This window comes from Micromonospora sp. KC207 (genome assembly GCF_004348615.1).
Taxonomy (GTDB): domain Bacteria; phylum Actinomycetota; class Actinomycetes; order Mycobacteriales; family Micromonosporaceae; genus Micromonospora.
This window is the reverse complement of record NZ_SMKJ01000045.1, coordinates 1-17,221: the sequence shown is the minus strand read 5'-3', so window position 1 is coordinate 17,221 and position 17,221 is coordinate 1. Positions and strand designations below refer to the sequence as shown.

Genomic DNA, 17,221 nt, shown 5'->3' with positions numbered 1-17,221 from the left:
CTGTTTCGTCGCCGACTGCCTCGTCCGAGAGGAAGGCTCCCGTTGAGGTCTTACACCAGCTCCACAGGCTGCCACCGCCAGCCCGGCGGCCCGGATGTCGCGTGCGGTCTCGGCGTCACGGTCGTGGACCTCCGGGCACCGGCGGGTCCACTCGCGGGCGTCGAGGCAGGGGTATCCACGGAAGGAATCCGATGACCGCACAGCTCAGTGGCATCGGACCGGTGCCGGCAGGCCCCGCGCCGGCCGGCAAGCCGACCCGGCGGCGGCGCAGCGGCCAGCGGCCCCCGTGGGAGGAGCCGCCCTCGCCGGTCGGCCTGTTCGGCAAGGGCGTCGTGCTCGTCCTGCTCGTCGCGGCGGTGCTCGTGCCCCTGTGGGCGGTGCTGGTGACCAGCCTCGCCTCCCGGGAGACGATCGACGCGGCAGGCGGGATGGTGATGGTGCCCAGGGAGTTCGACCCGTCGGCGTACATCACGATCTTCAATGGTGGGCAGATCACCCGGGCCGTCTGGATCAGCACCCTGGTCACCGTCCTCGGCACGACGGTGAGCCTGGTGCTCACCGTGCTGGCCGCGTACGGGCTGTCCCGGCCCGGCTCGGTCGGGCACCGGGGGCTGCTGTTCTTCTTCCTGCTGACCTTCCTGATCTTCCCCGGTCTGGTGCCCAGCTATCTGGTGGTGACCGGGCTGGGGCTCAAGGACAGCATCTGGTCGCTGATCCTGCCCAGCGCGATCAGCGTGTTCAACCTCGTGGTGATCCGGGCGTTCTTCATGGGCGTTCCCGGTGAGCTGCTCGACAGCGCCCGCATCGACGGGGCGGGGGAGTTCCGCATCCTCACCCAGATCATGCTGCCGCTGTCGAAGGCGGTGATCGCGGTGGTCGGCCTGTTCTACGCGGTCGGCTACTGGAACGCCTACTTCAACTCGGTGCTCTACATCGACGACAACGACAAGTTCCCGATCCAGCGGGTACTGCAGAGCTACATCCTGGCAGGCCAGTCGCCGAACGTCTCCGGAGCCGCGGTCAGCCTGCCCGGGATCACCGCGTACCCGCCGACGCTGGCGGTGAAGATGGCGGTGGTGGTGGTGACCGTCGTCCCGGCGATCATCGTCTACCCGTTCGTGCAGCGGCACTTCACCAAGGGCGTCATCACCGGCGCGGTGAAGGGCTGAAGCTCCACCGGCGCCCCGCGCGCAGTCCGCTCCGCGTGGGGCGCCCACCGGCGTACCCGGAGCACCACCACCTCAGCGAACGGACGGTACGGCATGTGGGACGAGCCTCGGCTCCGCTTCGGCGGGGACTGGAACCCAGAGCAGTGGCCCGAGCAGGTCTGGGCCGAGGACGTCACCCTGATGCGCCGGGCGCGGGTCAACCTCGTCACGGTCGGGGTGTTCGCCTGGTCCCGCCTCGAACCCGCGCCCGGCCGGTACGACTTCGGCTGGCTTGACCGGGTGCTGGACCTGCTGGCCGACAACGGCATCCGCGCCGCGCTGGCCACCCCGACCGCGTCGCCGCCGCCCTGGTTCTCCCTGGCCCACCCGGAAGCGCTGCCGGTGACCGACGCCGGGGTGCGGCTGCACCACGGCAGCCGGGACACCTACTGCGCCGCCGCGCCGGCGTACCGGGCCGCCGCCAGCCGGATCGCGGGCGTTCTCGCCGACCGCTACGCCCACCACCCGGCGCTGGAACTGTGGCACGTGCACAACGAGTACGGCACCGTCTGCCACTGCGAGCACGCCGCGACCGCGTTCCGGGCGTGGCTGACCGCCCGGCACGGCTCGCTGGACGCCCTCAACGCGGCCTGGACCACCAGCTTCTGGAGCCAGCACTACTCCGACTGGGAGCAGATCAGCACCCCCCGGGCCACCCAGTACCTGGCCAACCCCGGCCAACTGCTCGACTTCCGCCGGTTCTGGTCCGACACGCTGCTCGCCGCGTACACCGAGCAGCGGGACCTGCTGCGGGCGGCGAACCCGGCGGTGCCCGTCACCACCAACTACGTCCTCGCCGACTGGGTGCCCGTCGACCACGCCCGCTGGGCCGCCGAGGTCGACCTGGTGGCCATCGACCACTACCCGTCGGCGGTCGACGGCGGGGCGGAGGAGCAGACCGCCCTCGCCGCGGACCTGGCCCGGGGCTGGGCCCGGCACGGCGCCCGGGCCCGCGCCGCCGCCGGTCCGCCGGCCACCGCCCGGGTGCCCGGCGACGCCGCCGGCAGCGCCTGGCTGCTCATGGAGAGCGCCCCGAACCTCATCTACACCGCCGGGCGGATGCACGCCAAGGAGCCCGGCCGGATGGCCCGGCACAGCCTCGCCCACGTCGCCCGGGGCTCGCGCGGCGCGATGTACTTCCAGTGGCGTGCCCCGGTCGGCGGGGCGGAACGGTTCCACTCCGCGCTCGTGCCGCACGCCGGCCCGGACAGCCGCGTGTTCCGCGAGACGGTGGAGCTGGGCGGGATCCTGGACCGGATCGCCGAGACCGACGGCGCGGCCGTCGAGGCGTCCGTGGCGATCGGCTGGGACGCCGCCTCCGGGTGGGCCCTGCGACACCCCGGCCTGCCGTCGCAGCGCATCGACCACCACGGGGAGGTCGCGGCGGCGCACCGGGCGCTGTGGCGGGCCGGCTTCGGCTGCGACGTGGTGCTGCCCGGCGACTCCGTCGACGGGTACGCGCTGCTCGTGCTCCCGGCCCTCTACCTCGCCTCCGACGCCGTCGCGGCGTGGGCCCGGGGGTACGTCGAGGGCGGCGGCCACCTCCTGGTGACCTGGCTCAGTGGGGTCGCCGACGAGCACGCCCGGGTCCGCACCGGAGGCTACCCCGGCGCGTTCCGTGACGTGCTCGGCGTCCGGGTGGAGGAGTTCCACCCGCTCGCCGACGGCGACGAGGTCCCCCTGGGCGGGGGCGGCACCGGGCGGATCTGGGCCGAGGACGTCGGGTTGACCGGAGCCGAGGCGGTCCGCGCGTACGCCGGCGGGGTGCTCGCCGGGCGGCCCGCGGTGACCCGCCACCGACACGGCGCGGGCACCGCCTGGTACGTCTCCACCCGGCCCGACGACGAGACGTACCGGCGGCTGCTGATGGAGGCGGCCCTCGCTGCCGGCGCGGCACCGACCTGCCCGGCCGCGCCGGCCGGGGTGGAGGCGGTGCGCCGCCGGGGCGCGGCGGGGAGCTGGCTGTTCCTGCTCAACCACACCGATCGGGCGCACCGGGTGCCGGCCACCGGCGTGGAGCTGCTCACCGGCGCGGCCGTCGACACCGCCGTGGAGGTGCCCGCCGGGGGCGTCGCCGTGGTACGGGAGGCCGCCCCCGCCCGCTGACCCCGCAGCCGGCAGGTCGAGTCCATCGGCGACTCGTGGATCGTCGGCTACGGCGACACGTCCACCACGCGGGACGGCACCGGCGACGAGGTCACCCGCACCATTAGCACCGACGTCAGCTCGTCGTGGTCGACCTGGGCGCCAACGACTTCCCCACCCCGGTCAAACAGCGGCGAGGCGTGGACGGAGCAGACCCTGGCCGCCGCCTACCGCTCCACGTACGTGGCCCTCCTGGCCAGGCTGCGGGCCCGCTACGGCGCGGGCACGACGATCGTGGTCGTCGGCGCCAGCCTCTTCGGCGCCTTGGCCCAGCAGGTCGTACGGGACCGCAACGCCGCCGGCGACGACGGGGTCCGCTACTGGCACCTCGACGACGCCGGCCTGGACCTGCTCGGCTGCCACTGGCACTGCTCGGCCGCCGCCGACCGGCTCATCGCCGACCGGCTCGGCGACTTCGTCGCCACCCTCGGGCTCGACTGGTGACTGTCCCGCCCGGCGCGGGAGGCCCCGCCGGGCCGACCCGCAGGTGGAACACCTCGAACTCCCATGTTTCTCTCATCATCCTCGGGTGGTGGGCCCAGACCCGTCTGGTCTGCTCTGCCGGTGCGATTGCGAATCATCCGGCGGCGAAGAGCCGTCCTGCTGACAGCCGCCTGCGTGGCGGTGCTGCTGGCGGTCGCAGTGGTGGCGGACCGGTGGGTGGCCCGGACGGCGGCGCAGCGGCTGTCCGACCGGCTGGCGTGCGCCGCCGGCCTTGACCGGCCGCCCCGGGTCGACCTCGGCGGGTTCCCCGTGCTGCCCGGCGTGCTCGCCGGGGAGCTGGGCCGGGTCAGGGTGCGGGCCACCGACGTCCGGCGCGGCGACGTGCGGGCCGCCGAGGTGGACGCCGAGCTGTTCCAGGTGCGGCTGCCCGGCGCGCAGCCGGCCCGCGTCGGCGAGCTGGACCTTCGGGTACGGGTCGGCTTCGACGCCCTGCCCGGCGCGGTCGGTGACCGTCCGGTGCGCTACCGGGCCACCGACGGGCTGCTCGCCGTCGAGACCACCGCCGCGATGGCCGGGCGGCAACTCCCGGTCACCGTGCTCGCCCGGCCCGCCATCGACGCCGGCCGGCTGACGGTCACCCCCACCGAGGTCGAGGTGCTGGGCATGCGCCGCCCCGCCGGTGCCAAGCTGGTGGACCGGCTCACCGGGGGCCGCGACCTGTCCCGGCCGCTGCCCGCGCTGCCCGCCGGCCTGAACTGGCAGGGCGTCGACGTCAGCGACGACGGCCTGCGGCTTCGCCTGACCGGACGAGATCTGACCCTGCCCGCGAACGGCGACGGCCGCCGCGACGGCACCTGCGGAGGAGACTGATGCACGCCCGAATCGACGGTTGGACCCACCGGACGCTAAGGCGGCTGGGCCGCTGGTGCGTGCGCCGGCCGTGGCGGGTCCTCGGCGCCTGGCTGCTGCTCGCGGTCACCCTGGTCGGCGGCGTCGCCGCCTTCGGCCGGCCCGTGGACAACGACGTCGCCCTGCCCGGCAGCGACGCCCAGTTCGCCCGCGACCTGAGCGAACGCGGCGGCGGCGGCCCCGCCAGCAGCGGACAGGTCGTGGTACGCGTCGACGCCGGCCGCCTCGACGAGCCGGCCCGCCGGGCGGCGCTGGAGCGGACCGCCGCCGCGCTCGCCGGGGTGGAGCACGTGACCCGGGTCGACGGAGTCGACGCCCGCGCCGGCACCCTCAGCCCGGACGGCCGCACCGGCTACCTCACCGTCCGCCTCGACGTGCGCGTGCGCGACGTGGACAAGGCGCTGAGCCGGGCGGTGGTGGACGCGGCGCAGCCGGCCCGCGACGCGGGCATCGAGACGGTGCCGGGCGGGGTGCTCGCCACGGCGGCCGAGCGGGATGGCTCCCGCCGCGCCGAGGCCGTCGGGCTGGTCGTCGCCGCCGTGGTGCTGCTGTTCGCCTTCGGCGGTCTGGTCGCGGCGGCGGTCCCGCTGGTGACCGCCCTGTTCACCCTGGCGTGCGCGCTCGCCGTGGTAGGGCTCGCCGGCCACCTGGTGGCCGTGCCGTCGGTGGCGGGGAACCTGGCCACGATGATCGGGCTGGGTGTCGGCATCGACTACGCCCTGTTCCTGATCACCCGCTACCGGGCGCTGCGGGCCACCGGCACGCCAGCCGACGAGGCGCTGGGCACCGCCATGGGTACCGCCGGGGCGGCGGTCGTCTTCGCCGGCGGCACGGTGGTCATCGCCCTCGGCGGCCTCGCCGTGGCCGGGGTGCCCATCCTCGGCACGCTGGGCTGGACCGCCGGCCTGGTGGTCGTGGTGGCCGTGCTCGGCGCGGTGACCCTGCTGCCGGCCCTGCTGGCCGTGCTCGGCCCCCGCATCGACGCGATGCGGCTGCGCCTGCGCCGCGCCGGGGACGGCGGCACCGGCTGGGCCCGGCAGGCCGAGCGGGTGACCCGCCGGCCCTGGCGGTGGGCCCTGCTCGCCGCCGCGCTGCTCGCCGCGCTCGCCGCCCCCGCGGCCACGCTCAGCCTCGGCCAGCTCGACGCCGGCGACGACCCGCCGGGCAGCGCCACCCGCACCAGCTTCGACCTGCTCGCCGAGGGCTTCGGGCCCGGCGTCAACGGCCCGCTCGCCGTGGTCGCCGCCGTCGACCCCCCGGCGGCCGGGACCGCCGACCCCCGCCTCACCGAGCTGGCCCGCGAGCTGGCCGCCACGCCCGGCGTCGCCTCCGTCGCCCCGGTACGCCTCACCGACGGCGGCCGGGTCGCCACCGCCAGCGTGCAGCCGGACACCGGCCCGAGCGACCCGGCCACCGCCGCCCTGGTGACCGACCTGCGCGACGTGCGGGTCGACGGCGTGCGGGTGCATGTCGGCGGGGCCACCGCCACCCGCGTCGACCTGGCCGAACGTGTCCGGGAGCGGATGCCGTGGGTGATCGCCGTGGTCGTCGGGCTGTCCACCGTGCTGCTGTACGTGGCGTTCCGCGCCCCCGTTCTGGCGGTCAAGGCCGCAGTGATGAACCTGGTCTCGATCGGCGCCGCGTACGGGGTGCTCACGGCCGTGTTCTCCTGGGGCTGGGGGGTGGAGCTGACCGGCCTGTCCGGGCCGGTGCCCGTGGAGAGCTACGTGCCGATGATGCTGTTCGCCCTGCTGTTCGGCCTCTCCATGGACTACGAGGTGTTCCTGCTCAGCGCCGTGCAGGAGGCGTGGTGGGCGACCGGGGACAACCGGGTCGCCGTCCGGGAGGGCCTCGCCGGCACCGGCCGCGTGATCACCTCCGCCGCGCTGATCATGGTGACCGTCTTCGCCGGCTTCGTGCTGCACACCGACCCCGTGATCAAGATGTTCGGCCTCGGTATGGCGGTGGCCGTGGCGGTGGACGCCACCGTGGTGCGGGGGCTGCTGGTCCCGGCCACGATGGCGCTGCTCGGCCGGGCGAACTGGTGGCACCCGGGCCGCCGGGGTCGGACCGTCCACGCGCCCGAAAGGGCGGAGGCTCTCGCCGGATTCTCATCGAACTCCCAGCCGCCCGTGGTCTGATCTGGTCGAGATGAACGCCGCCGTCCGGGTCCTGGTCGTCGACGACCAGCCCAACATCGTCGACATGCTCGCCACCGTGCTGCGGTTCCACGGCTTCGACGTGGTGACCGCGACCACCGCGGCCGAGGCGCTGCGCCGCGCCGGGGAGAGCCATCCCCGGCTCGTCGTCCTCGACGTGCTGCTCCCCGACGGCGACGGGTTCGAGGTGTGCCGGACGCTGCGGGCCGCCGGCCACGAGATCGGCATCGTGTTCCTCACCGCCCGCGACGCCCCGCGCGACCGGATCGCCGGCCTCACCTACGGCGGCGACGACTACGTCACCAAGCCCTTCTCCGTCGAGGAACTGGTCGCGCGGGTGCGGGCGGTGCTGCGCCGGATCGGCTCCGCCCCGGTACCCGCCACCGGCGTGCTCCGCTACGCCGACCTCGAACTGGACGAGGAGACCTGCGAGGTCCGCCGGGGCGGCCGGCTGCTGTCGCTGTCGCCGACGGAGTACAAACTGCTGCGCCACCTCATGCTCAACCCCGGCCGGGTGCTCTCCCGGGCCCAGATCCTCGACGCCGTGTGGCGCTACGACTTCGACGGCGCGTCGAACGTGGTCGACACCTACATCGGTTACCTGCGGCGCAAGCTGGACCCGTTCGGGCCGCCCCTGATCGAGACCCGGCGCGGCTTCGGCTACGCCCTGCGTGCGCCCGGGTGAACCGGTTGCCGCTGCGCCGCAGCCTGCTGCTCGGCCTGGTCGGGCTCACCGCGACGGCGCTGGTGTCCGCCGGGTTGGTCAGCGCGCTGGCGCTGTACGCGTACCTGATGCAGCGCACCGACGACCAGTTGCGCTCCGCCGCCGCCGTGGTCGCCACCCGGGTGGAGCAGCTCGCCGGGCAGCCCCCCGGTACGGTCCGGGCCGCCGTCGCTCCGTCGGACTACCTGGTGGAGATCCGCCACCGCGGCACGCTCACCCGGTTCTCGGCGACCGCCCCTCCGGCGACTCCGCTGCTCGACCAGGCGCCCGCGCCGCCCGCCGAGGGGCCCTCCGCGCCGGTCGACCTGGCGGGCCGGTGGCGGGTGGTCACCGTGCGCGCCGGCGACGCCGTCGTGCTCATCGCGCTGCCGCTGGCCCCGGTGGCCCAGACCGTACGCCGGCTGCTGCTGGTCGAGCTGGCCGGCGGCGCGGCGGTGCTGCTCCTGCTGGCCGGCTCCGCCCGGCTGCTGCTGGTGCGGGGGCTGCGCCCGCTGGACCGGATCACCGCCACCGCGACCGCCATCGCCGACGGCGACCTCGACCGCCGGGTGCCCCTGCACGGCGTACGGGTCGCCGACCCGCGCACCGAGGTGGACCGGCTCACCCTCGCGGTCAACGGCATGCTCACCCGCCTCCAGGCGGCGATCGCCGCGCGCACCCGGTCGGAGCAGCGGCTGCGGGACTTCGCCGCCGACGCCTCCCACGAGCTGCGCACCCCGCTGACCTCGATCCGCGGATACCTGCAGATCCTGCGACACGACATGGTCGCCCCCGAGCGCCGGGCGGAGGTGCTGGCCCGCAGCGAGGACGAGGCGGTCCGGATGGGCCGCATCCTCGACGACCTGTTCTACCTGGCCCGACTCGACGCCGAGCCGCAACTGCGGCGGGATCGGGTCGACCTGGCGGTGCTGGCCCGCGACTCCGTCGCGGACCTGCTCGCCGCCCAGCCCGGCCGGCCGGCCCGGCTGCTGGCGCCCGTGCCCGCGCCCGTCAGCGGTGACGAGCACGCCCTGCGTCAGGTGCTGGCCAACCTGCTGGCCAACGTGCGCACCCACACCCCCGCCGACGCCCCCGTCACCGTGACCGTCGAGCCCGACGGCGACGTCGTCACGGTCCGGGTCACCGACGGTGGGCCGGGCGTCGACGCCGGGCTCGCCGAGCGGGCGTTCGACCGGTTCACCCAGGCGGAGCCGGGGCGCGGCGGCGGCAGCGGGCTGGGCCTGGCGATCGTCGCCGGCATCGTCGCCGCCCACGGCGGCCGGGTCGGCCTTCAGGCCCCGCCGGCCGGCGGGACCACCGTCTGGTTCGCCCTGCCCCGCGCTGGCTGACCGTGCCGCTTCGGCCGGCTCAGGTGACCCGGGACGGCCCGTCCGACACCCCTCACCGGGGCGTGCGCGGCGAGCCGGTCGCCGATCCGCCGGCCCCACTCGATCCAGGTGGGGGGCCTGCCCAGCAGGTTGGCGCCGTGCCGCCGTCCCGGCCGGTGGACGGCGCACGGGGCCAGCCGCCCAGCCAGCCGCTGCGGGCCTGACCGGCGGCCGGGCCCCGGGTCAGCGGCGTGATCGGGTCGGGACAGGCCGGCGGCCGGCCCGGGTCAGCCGCGCGGCCAGCCGGCGGGGATGCGCTCCAGCAGCCCGCCGGCGAACACGTCGCGCAGCCCGAGCGGCTTGAGGTGGACGTACCCGATGTGGCAGTCGCAGGCCCCGTTCACGCACGTGCGGGGGCGCAGCGCGGCCCGCCACGAACCGTCGTACAGGTTGCCGATGGGCTGGTCGACGAAGTGGCAGCGGCGCACGGTGCCGTCGCCGCGCACGGAGATCGCCGTCTCCCCGGCGTGGCAGGGCCGGTCCAGCGACAGGTGCGGGCGCACGCTGTAGCCGAACAGCGGGTCCAGCTCCGTCCAGGTCGCCTCCTCGGCGGCGTCGTAGCGGCGGTGCTCGGCGGCGTTCACCCACAGGTACACCTGCGGTGGCAGCGCGGCGCGCAGCGCCCGCGCCTCCTCGAGGTGCTCCGGCAGACCCACCACCCCGACGGAGAACCGCACCCCCAGCTCGGCCAGGCGGGCGCAGCGGGCCAGGAACCGTTCCCGGGTGACCTGCCCCGGGTGGTACGTCGTCCACAGCGCGGCGCGGGTCGGGTCGGCGTCGGCCAGCCAGTCCACCCGGGCGGCCAGGTTGGTCTGGATGACCACCCGGTCGACGTGCGGCAGGTGCGACAGCGCCACCATCGCCTCCCGGTACCAGCGGCGGGTCAGCCCCTCGCCCCACGGCGTGAACAGCACCGACAGCCGCACGTCGGTGGTGGCGGCCACCCAGCCGGTGAACCGTTCGAGGGCCGCCCGGTCCGCGGCGAGCACCTGCGGCGGGTCGTTCCGCTTCGCGAACGGGCAGTACGGGCAGTCGTAGTTGCAGCTCGCGAGGGGGCCCCGGTAGAGGATCGCCAGGCCGCTGCCCCCGCCGCACCGGTCGGCCGCGCTCACCGGGGCACGTACCCGGTCATCGCGCGGCGCACCCTGGCGGAGGTCAGCCACGGGCCCACGGCGTCGGAGCGGGCCAGCCCGGCCGGGGTGAGCCGCAGCCCGCCGTCGGTGGCCCAGCCCCGCTCGGCCAGCCGCCCCAGCTCGGGGAAGTCCTCGCCCGGCGGGGCGCCGAACCGGGCGGCGTAGGCGGCCGGGTCGACGCCCTCGGCGCGCAGCAGCGACTTGAGCAGCCACCGGCGGCGCTGCTCCGTGCCGTCGAGGGCGAACCCGAACTCGGCGTGCCGGAAGTCGTCGGCCGGGCGGGCCAGGTAGTCGTCCAGCACTGCCCGCACCTGGGTCACGCTCACCGCGTAGTCGAACGAGTAGTGCAGGCCCGTGGTGTACGACCGCGCGCCGCAGCCCAGCCCCACCATCCCGTCGTCCTGGCAGCAGTAGTCCGGCCCGTCCGGCGTGGGCGCGTCGGCGCGGCGGAACTGCCGCATCGACTCCTGCCGGTACCCGGCCGCGCCCAGCACCTCCACCGCCTGCGTGTACAGGGCGAGGCGCTGGGCGTCCCAGTCGGCGCGGGCGTGCGCCCGCCGACTGAGCCCGGTCAGCGGGCGCACGTACAGCGGGTACAGGTACAGCTCCTCCGGCCGCCAAGCCAGGGCCGCGTCCAGGCTGCGCCGCCACGTGTCGGCGGTCTGCCCGTCGATGCCGTAGATCAGGTCGACGTTGAGCAGCGGGATCGCCGCGTCGCGGATCGCGCCGAGCGCCGCCTCCACCTCCGTGCGCCGCTGCGGCCGGCCGGCGGCGCGGGCCTCCGCGTCGAGGAAGCTCTGCACCCCGATGCTCACCCGCGTCGCGCCGTGCGCGGCGAGCACCGCGAGCCGGTCCGGCGTGGCGGTGGCCGGCGACGTCTCCACCGACAGCGGTACGCCGGGCAGCCGCGCGCCCAGCGTCGACGTGGCGATGTCGAACAGTTCGGTCAGCTCGCCGGCCGTCAAGTACGTCGGCGTGCCGCCGCCGAACGCCGCGCGGGCATGGCGCGCGTCGCCGCCGAGGGCGTCGGCGACCCGCTCGGCCTGCCGGCGTAGCTGCCGCAGGTACGCGGTGACCTGCTCGGCGGGCGCGCCGGTGCGGGTGAACAGGTTGCAGAACCCGCAACGCATCTCGCAGAACGGCACGTGGACGTAGAGGAACAGCGCGTCGCGGGGCTCGGCCCGCCACACGTCGGCGAGCAGCGGCCGGGGCCGCAACGCCCGGTACGACGTCTTGTGCGGGTACGCGTACAGGTACTGCTGGTACGGCGAGCCGTCGAGGCCCGTGCGGATGCTGGTCACCATTCTCCCGGTCGCAGGGTGAAGTGGGCGTACGGGACGGTCCACACCACGTCGTGGCCGATCCGGTGGCCGGTGTGGCCGTCCTCCCCGTAGGCCGTGCCGTGGTCGGAGCAGACGATCGTGAACACCGGCCGGCCCCGTCCGGTGAGTAGGGCGAACAGCCGGCCGACGCGGCTGTCGACGTACTCCAGGGCGGCGGCGTGGCTGGCCAGGTCGTCGGCGTCGGCGTCGGGCAGGTAGTGCCGGTTGGGCTGGTGCAGCGCCGCGACGTTGAGGAACGTGAACAGCCCCCGCCGCGCCGGGACCCGGGGCAGCGCCTCGGCCAGCCGGTCGAGCTGCGCGTCCAGGCAGCCGGGGGCGGTGACGCCGAACTCCGGCTCCCAGTGCGCCTCGGCGAACAGGCCGGGCAGCACCGACCCGAGCGGGCTGCGCCGGTTGAAGAACCCGACCCCGCCCAGGCAGAGGGTGTGGTAGCCCTTTCCGGCCAGGGCGGTCGGCAGGTCCGCCGCGTCGAACACCCAGGTGTCCGCGCCGGAGGTCTCGCTGCCGGGGAACGCCGCCGCGTACAGCCGCTCGTGCGCCCCGGGAACGGCCGGGGTGGGCAGGAAACCGGCGAAGAACGCGTGGTGGGCGGCGTAGGTGAAGCTGGCGGGGGAGTGCCGCCGCTCCCACCGGCCGCCGGGCAACGCCCGGGCGAGGGTGGGGGTGCGGCCGGCGGCGGCCAGCGCGTCGGCCACGTCGAAACGCAGCGTGTCCAGGGTGACCAGGCAGATGTCGTGGCTTCCGATCAGGTGCCGCACGCGACCGGCTCCCGTCCCGTGACGGCCCCTGAAAGCGCCTTCGTGGCTGCCCGCCAGCGCTGCCACCGGCCGCTGGTCAACGCGTGCACCTGCTCCGCGTAGGTGTCCCGACCGTCGGCCAGCACCCCGGGCAGCAGGTCCCCGAACGCGTTGACCTCCGCCACCGCGTGCCGCCGCCAGCCGAGCAGGAACATCAGGTCCACCCCGACGTGCAGGCTGCGCGGGAAGCACGCGGCGGCTCGTACGCAGGTCTGCATCGCCGCCGCCCACGCCGCCGGCCCGGCGGCGGCGCGCAACTCGGCCAGGTCGCCGCGCGCGTTGCCCAGGTGCAGGTTCGTCAGCGGCCCGGCGGCGGCCCGCACCACCGCGTGGGTGGGCCGCCCGGCGATGACCACCACCCGCAGGTCGACGACCCGGTCGCCGAGCCCGGCCTTGGGTAGCCACCGCTCCACGTGCAGCCCCTCGGGGGCGAGCCGGTCGACGAGCGCGGCGACGGTGGTTTCGTCGTCGTAGCCGCGCACCCGCAGCGAGTTGAACAGCCCGTCCGGGGCGATCTCGATCGGGGTGACCGCCCACACGCCGCGCGGACCGACCGCGAGGGCGATCACCCCGGCCGCCGACGAGCCGTGTGCCGGTTTGACGAACACCCGCGCCCACCCGGCCTCGGCCATCGCGGCGCGCAGTTCGCCGTACCCGCCGACCGGGGGCAGCGCCGCCGGGACCGGGACCCCGGCGGCGGACAGCCGCGCGTGGCAGCGGCGCTTGTCGCACAGCGCCGCCACGTCGGCGGGGTCGTTGAGCAGCTCGGCGCCGCCTGCGGCGACCCGGGCCAGACCGTCGACCAGCCCGGCGTACGTGTCGGCGAGGCCGATCAGCTCGCCGTGCCGGGCGGGGGCGACCGACCGCCGCAACAGCCGGTCCACCTGCGGGTCCTCGCCGGGGGAGTCGACGCGCACCAGCGCGCCGGCCGGCGGTGGGGCCGCCCCGGTGAGCACGTCGGCCCAGGGCAGCACCGCCGGCCGGGGCAGCCCGGCGGCGAGCACGGCGGTGGTGAACAGGCCGACGCGGCGGTTGTCGGGGTTGCCGACGACGGTCAGGCGCATGTCACTCCGACACCACCGTGTACCGGTACACCTCGTCGCCCTCGATGTAGGGCGTCTGTGGGTCGGACAGGTTCACCGCCACGCCGGCCAGGGTGGCCTGGACCGTCGCGACGACCTCGTCGGTGACGTAGTGGTGACTCAGGTCCAGCATCGTGAGATGGGTCAGTGGCTGCCCGCCGGCCAGGGCGAGCGCGCCCCGGTCGGTCAGCGTGCCCAGCGACAGGTCCAGCGTCTCCAGCCGCCGGACCACCGGCGCGGCGGCCAGGGCCTCGGCGAGGTCGTCGGCGATCTGGGCGTTGCACAGCCCGAGCCGGCGCAGCGCGGGGAACCGCTGCCCGGCCAGCAGCGGGGCCAGGTCGTCCACGGTGGTGTCGCCGCCGTACGTGGGGTCGCCGAGCCACAGCTCCAGGTCGGTCAGCGCGGGCAGTTCGGAGTCGAGCACCGCGCGGACGAACTCGGGCCGCAGGCCGCCGCTCTCCACCTCCAGCCGGCTCAGCCGCCCGTGGCGCACGGGCGAGAACCGGAAGTTCTCGCCACCGCGCACCCGCAGCGACTCCAGCCGCGGGTAGGCGACCAGCAGCCGGCTGACGTCGCCCACCCGCATCCAGGAGATCTCGCACTCCTCGCTGACGATGTCGCCGAGGAACAGCGCCGTCAGGTTCGGCAGGCGCGGCGCGGCGGCGCAGAGCTGGTCGATCGGGGCGGGGTTGAACGCCGCGTACCCCCAGGCGCCGACGACGAGGGCCTGCACCGACTCGCCGGTCTGGTCGACGAACCGGTCGAACCTGTCCCGGAAGCCGGGGGAGGGCGTCTCGTCGGTCCTGTTGTCCCAGTCGGGGTAGTCGATCCGCCAGGCGACGGGCCCGTCGACGGCGGGCAGTGGACCGCTGGCGGGGACCTCGACGACGGGGCGGCCGGCGAAGAAACTGGCGTGGCCTAGGACGGTCATGGCCGGCTCACTCCCCGACCGCGGTGAAGCGGTACTCGTGGCCGTTGTAGACGTCGGCCTTCTGCGGCTGCGACAGGTCGACCTCGACGCCGGGCAGGGCGGCGACGACCCGCTCGGCGGCGGCCTCGGACAGGAAGTGGTGGTGCAGGTCGAGGCGGCGCAGGTGGGTCAGCGGCCGGCCAGCCAGCAGCGCCGCCGCGCCGGCGTCGGTGAGCACCCCCTTGGACAGGTCGAGCACCTCGAGCCGGGCGACCACCGGCGCGGCGGCGACGGCCACCGCGACCCGGTCGGCGTCCTCGGCGTTGCACACCGCGAGGTGGCGCAGCGCCGGCAGCCGGGTGCCGGCTAGGACCTCGGCGAGGTCGTCCGTGGTCGTGTCGCCGCCGTAGCCGGACCGGCCGAGCCACAGCTCCAGGCGCTGCAGCGCGGGCAGGTCGCAGCCGCCGACCGCGCGGACCACCGTGCCGGGCAGCCCGCCGCTCTGGAAGACCAACTCCCGCAGCCCGGTGTGGCGCACCGGGTTCAGGTGCAGCTGGTCGGCCCCGCGCACATACAGCACCTCCAGCGACGGGTACGCCGCCAACAGCCCGGTGATGTCACCGTGGGTGAGCCAGGAGACCTCACACTGCTCGCTGACCATGTCGGCGAGGAAGACCGCCCGCAGCGACGTCCACCGCTGCGCCGCCTCGACGAGCAGATCCACCGGCAGCGCCCGCTCGTACGCCGTACCCCACTCGCCGATCACGAGGGCTCGTACGGCGTCGGCGGGCACCTCGTCGCGCAGGGCCGCGACCAGGGCCGCGAACTCCTCGGGGGCGGCCTCGAAGTCCCCCACCTCCAGCCGCCAGGCGACGGCCGACGGTTCGTCGGGCAGGGGCATCCCCGGGGTGAAGGGCAGCACGGGCAGCCCGGCGAACGATGACAGGTGAGAGCGGAACACGCCAACCTCCGGCTCGACTGGTGCAGCGGCGGCGCGACCGTAACAGGCCGTACCGACAAACTGATCACCGACCGGGCCGACATTCGAAACATCAAGTCGTCAGCGTCAATGTCTGACGGCATCCTGCTAAAGGTAGACATTGGCCTGACCACCTGCGTGCAGAACCGCATCTCGGGCGTCCACGTCGGTTGCATTCTCGGCTTCGGCTACCCGTACCGCTGCGCCCCCGTAGGCTCCGCCGGGAGCCCGTCACGGAGCCTCCACGGCAGCGATCCGGTACTTCGCCACGTCCGCCGAGCGGATCGGGGGCAGCTCCAGCTGCGGGCCACCCGCCTCGCGGAACCGCAGCAGGTCCGCTTCGGACTCCCACCGCTCGTAGACGACGATCCGGGCCGGGTCGAGGTCGTCGGCCACTTGCGCGAAGTCGAGGCAACCCGGCGCGGACCGGGCCTGCCGGGCGACGTCGCCCACCGCCGCGAGGTAGCGGTCCCGGTCCGCCGGGTCCAGGAACAGTGATCCCGCGATGATCAACATCTGGTACGTCCTCCCGCCGCCCGCCGCACCGGCGGGCACCTCACCTGACGGCCGTCTCCGAGGCCTCGGCCGCCGCGACCTCTTCGGCGGGCCGCACGGCGGCCTCGGCAGGCTCCTCGGCCCTCTCGGCGGGCCGGTCCGGGCCCGGCCGGTTCTTCACCACCGGGTACTCGGCGGTCTCCCCGCCACCGGCCGCGGCGGCCATCACGGCGGCGGCGGCCAGGTCGGCCACTCGTTTCGCCTCCCGCTGCACCCGGGCCCGCACGTCCTTGGCGTGCCGCTCGGCCGAGTCGGCCGCGTTGCGCGCCTCCTCCAGCCGGCTCGCCTCGGCCGTCAGCTCCTGACGGACCTCGGCGAGGCGCTGCTGCGACTGGTTGACCTCGTGTTCCAGCGCCGCGGCCTCCCGGCGGATCTGGGCGAGCTGCTGCTGGGCGCTGTCCAGCTCGGCGTGTAGCTGCGTCAACGCCTGCCGCTGGCTGCCGACCTCCTGCTGCACGGCGGTGAGCTGCTCCTGATTCGCGGTCGCCTGCTCGTCGGCGCGCTTGCGCACCTCCGTCGAGTACTGCTGCGCCTCGGCGATCAGCGTGGCGATCTTCTCCTCGGCGGCGGTGAGCTGCCCGGACACGTCCCGCTCGGCCGTCGCCCGGTGCTCGGCCAGCTCCTGCTCGGCCGCCGCCCGCCGCTCGTTGATCTCCCGCTCCACGTTGACCCGCCACTGGGCCAGCTCCTGCTGGCTCTGCGCGCGCGCCGCCTGGACCTCCTGCTGGATCTGGGTGCGGGCGGCCTTGGTCAGCGCCTCGGCCGCCGCCCGCGCCTGCTCCACCTGCTGGGCGGTCAGCTCGTTGATCCGCTTCGCCTCCTGCTGGGCCTGCTCGTGCGCGGCCTCGCCGTCGGCCCGTAGCTGCTCCACCAACTCCTGGACGTCCGCGAGCTGCGCCTCCGCCGCCGAGCGCCGCTCCTCGTACGCCTTCTCTTGCTCGGCGCGGCGCGCCGACAGCTCGGCCTCCAGGTCGTGCAGCGCCTGGGCCGCGTGCTCGCGCGCCTCCACCAGGATCCGCTCCGCCTCGGCCTGCAGGTCGCCGGCCCGCTGCGTGGCGGTCTCGGTGATGACGCCGGCCTGCTTCTCGGCCAACGCGAGGATCTGGTCGACCATCGGGCCCAGATCCCGGAACGACGCGCGGTCCACCTGCGCCGGGCGCTGGCGCAGCTCGGACACCTCGGCCTGGAGCGCCTGAAACTGGAGAGTCAGGTTGCGTAGCTGGTGCTGCGCCCGGTCCCGCTCGGCGGTCAGCGCCGAGGCGGCGGCGTCGACCTGCTCGACGTACCGGTCGACCTGCCGTTTGTCGTAGCCGCGCAGGGCCTGCTCGAAGCTCGGCCGCCCGTTCGGCTCGTTGCGTACCGCGAAGGTCTCTCCGCCGTGGGACATCCGGCATCCTCCGTAGAGTCGGGCCTATCCGAGAGCCGATGGCGCGGCCACCGGGCGTGATGGGGCGCAACGTTACCGT

The 17,221-nt window shown here is 75.2% G+C and carries 15 protein-coding genes; 7 read left to right on the top strand and 8 right to left on the bottom strand.

Going from position 1 to position 17,221, the window contains the following annotated elements; genetic code table 11:
- Positions 1-191 precede the first annotated feature (191 nt).
- The 7 genes from E1258_RS08430 to E1258_RS08400 all read left to right on the top strand — a co-directional run bounded on the left by E1258_RS08430 (position 192) and on the right by E1258_RS08400 (position 8,917).
- Positions 192-1,169 carry a carbohydrate ABC transporter permease gene (locus E1258_RS08430; RefSeq protein ID WP_243715283.1) on the top strand — a complete coding sequence of 326 codons (978 nt, stop codon included), beginning with the start codon at positions 192-194 and terminating at the stop codon, positions 1,167-1,169.
- A 93-nt stretch (positions 1,170-1,262) separates the two neighbouring features.
- Complete coding sequence (locus tag E1258_RS08425) at positions 1,263-3,314, top strand: beta-galactosidase (protein WP_132398421.1); 2,052 nt, start codon at positions 1,263-1,265, stop codon at positions 3,312-3,314.
- Positions 3,315-3,536: 222 nt separating this feature from the next.
- Entirely contained in the window at positions 3,537-3,797 is a 261-nt protein-coding gene (locus tag E1258_RS33900; protein ID WP_207919472.1) for a hypothetical protein, read from the top strand.
- Between the two features lie 120 nt (positions 3,798-3,917).
- Positions 3,918-4,667 carry a DUF2993 domain-containing protein gene (locus tag E1258_RS08415; protein ID WP_165949685.1) on the top strand — a complete coding sequence of 250 codons (750 nt, stop codon included), beginning with the start codon at positions 3,918-3,920 and terminating at the stop codon, positions 4,665-4,667.
- On the top strand, positions 4,667-6,847 hold the full coding sequence (locus tag E1258_RS33895) for an MMPL family transporter (protein ID WP_132398417.1): 2,181 nt from the start codon (positions 4,667-4,669) through the stop codon (positions 6,845-6,847). Before E1258_RS08415 ends, E1258_RS33895 begins: the two co-directional genes overlap by 1 nt.
- 1 nt (position 6,848) lies before the next feature.
- Positions 6,849-7,550, top strand: coding sequence for a response regulator transcription factor (locus E1258_RS08405; RefSeq protein ID WP_371688584.1), 702 nt, complete (start codon positions 6,849-6,851; stop codon positions 7,548-7,550).
- A complete protein-coding gene (locus E1258_RS08400; protein ID WP_132398413.1) occupies positions 7,547-8,917 on the top strand; it encodes a cell wall metabolism sensor histidine kinase WalK in 1,371 nt (456 codons plus the stop codon). The genes E1258_RS08405 and E1258_RS08400 overlap by 4 nt, the downstream gene beginning before the upstream one ends.
- A 266-nt stretch (positions 8,918-9,183) precedes the next feature.
- Here the strand turns inward: E1258_RS08400 and E1258_RS08395 are convergent, their stop codons facing one another.
- The 8 genes from E1258_RS08395 to E1258_RS08360 form a co-directional block, all read right to left on the bottom strand.
- The gene (locus E1258_RS08395) at positions 9,184-10,068 is read right to left on the bottom strand and encodes an STM4011 family radical SAM protein (RefSeq protein ID WP_132398411.1); all 885 of its coding nucleotides are present in this window, start codon (positions 10,066-10,068) and stop codon (positions 9,184-9,186) included.
- Complete coding sequence (locus E1258_RS08390) at positions 10,065-11,390, bottom strand: STM4012 family radical SAM protein (RefSeq protein WP_243715282.1); 1,326 nt, start codon at positions 11,388-11,390, stop codon at positions 10,065-10,067. Before E1258_RS08390 ends, E1258_RS08395 begins: the two co-directional genes overlap by 4 nt.
- Positions 11,387-12,190 (bottom strand): STM4013/SEN3800 family hydrolase, encoded by an 804-nt coding sequence (locus E1258_RS08385; protein WP_132398407.1) that lies wholly within the window; start codon positions 12,188-12,190, stop codon positions 11,387-11,389. Before E1258_RS08385 ends, E1258_RS08390 begins: the two co-directional genes overlap by 4 nt.
- On the bottom strand, positions 12,178-13,293 hold the full coding sequence (locus E1258_RS08380) for an STM4014 family protein (RefSeq protein ID WP_132398405.1): 1,116 nt from the start codon (positions 13,291-13,293) through the stop codon (positions 12,178-12,180). Before E1258_RS08380 ends, E1258_RS08385 begins: the two co-directional genes overlap by 13 nt.
- A gap of 1 nt (position 13,294) precedes the next feature.
- Positions 13,295-14,242, bottom strand: a complete 948-nt coding sequence (locus E1258_RS08375; RefSeq protein ID WP_132398403.1) for an STM4015 family protein — start codon at positions 14,240-14,242, stop codon at positions 13,295-13,297.
- 7 nt (positions 14,243-14,249) lie between these two features.
- Positions 14,250-15,182: an STM4015 family protein gene (locus tag E1258_RS08370; protein WP_132398401.1), complete on the bottom strand. Its 933-nt coding sequence runs from the start codon at positions 15,180-15,182 to the stop codon at positions 14,250-14,252.
- Between the two features lie 249 nt (positions 15,183-15,431).
- Positions 15,432-15,716, bottom strand: a complete 285-nt coding sequence (locus tag E1258_RS08365; RefSeq protein WP_165949684.1) for a putative quinol monooxygenase — start codon at positions 15,714-15,716, stop codon at positions 15,432-15,434.
- A gap of 40 nt (positions 15,717-15,756) precedes the next feature.
- Complete coding sequence (locus E1258_RS08360) at positions 15,757-17,142, bottom strand: hypothetical protein (RefSeq protein ID WP_132398397.1); 1,386 nt, start codon at positions 17,140-17,142, stop codon at positions 15,757-15,759.
- Positions 17,143-17,221 lie beyond the last annotated feature (79 nt).

What these genes read in the sequence shown, in the direction of transcription:
- E1258_RS08425 (WP_132398421.1), top strand. Translation starts at nt 1,263, where the DNA reads ATGTGGGACGAGCCTCGGCTCCGCTTCGGCGGGGACTGGAACCCAGAG.
- E1258_RS08365 (WP_165949684.1), bottom strand. Translation starts at nt 15,716, where the DNA reads ATGTTGATCATCGCGGGATCACTGTTCCTGGACCCGGCGGACCGGGAC.
- E1258_RS08430 (WP_243715283.1), top strand. Translation starts at nt 192, where the DNA reads ATGACCGCACAGCTCAGTGGCATCGGACCGGTGCCGGCAGGCCCCGCG.
- E1258_RS08375 (WP_132398403.1), bottom strand. Translation starts at nt 14,242, where the DNA reads ATGACCGTCCTAGGCCACGCCAGTTTCTTCGCCGGCCGCCCCGTCGTC.
- E1258_RS08360 (WP_132398397.1), bottom strand. Translation starts at nt 17,142, where the DNA reads ATGTCCCACGGCGGAGAGACCTTCGCGGTACGCAACGAGCCGAACGGG.
- E1258_RS08380 (WP_132398405.1), bottom strand. Translation starts at nt 13,293, where the DNA reads ATGCGCCTGACCGTCGTCGGCAACCCCGACAACCGCCGCGTCGGCCTG.
- E1258_RS33895 (WP_132398417.1), top strand. Translation starts at nt 4,667, where the DNA reads ATGCACGCCCGAATCGACGGTTGGACCCACCGGACGCTAAGGCGGCTG.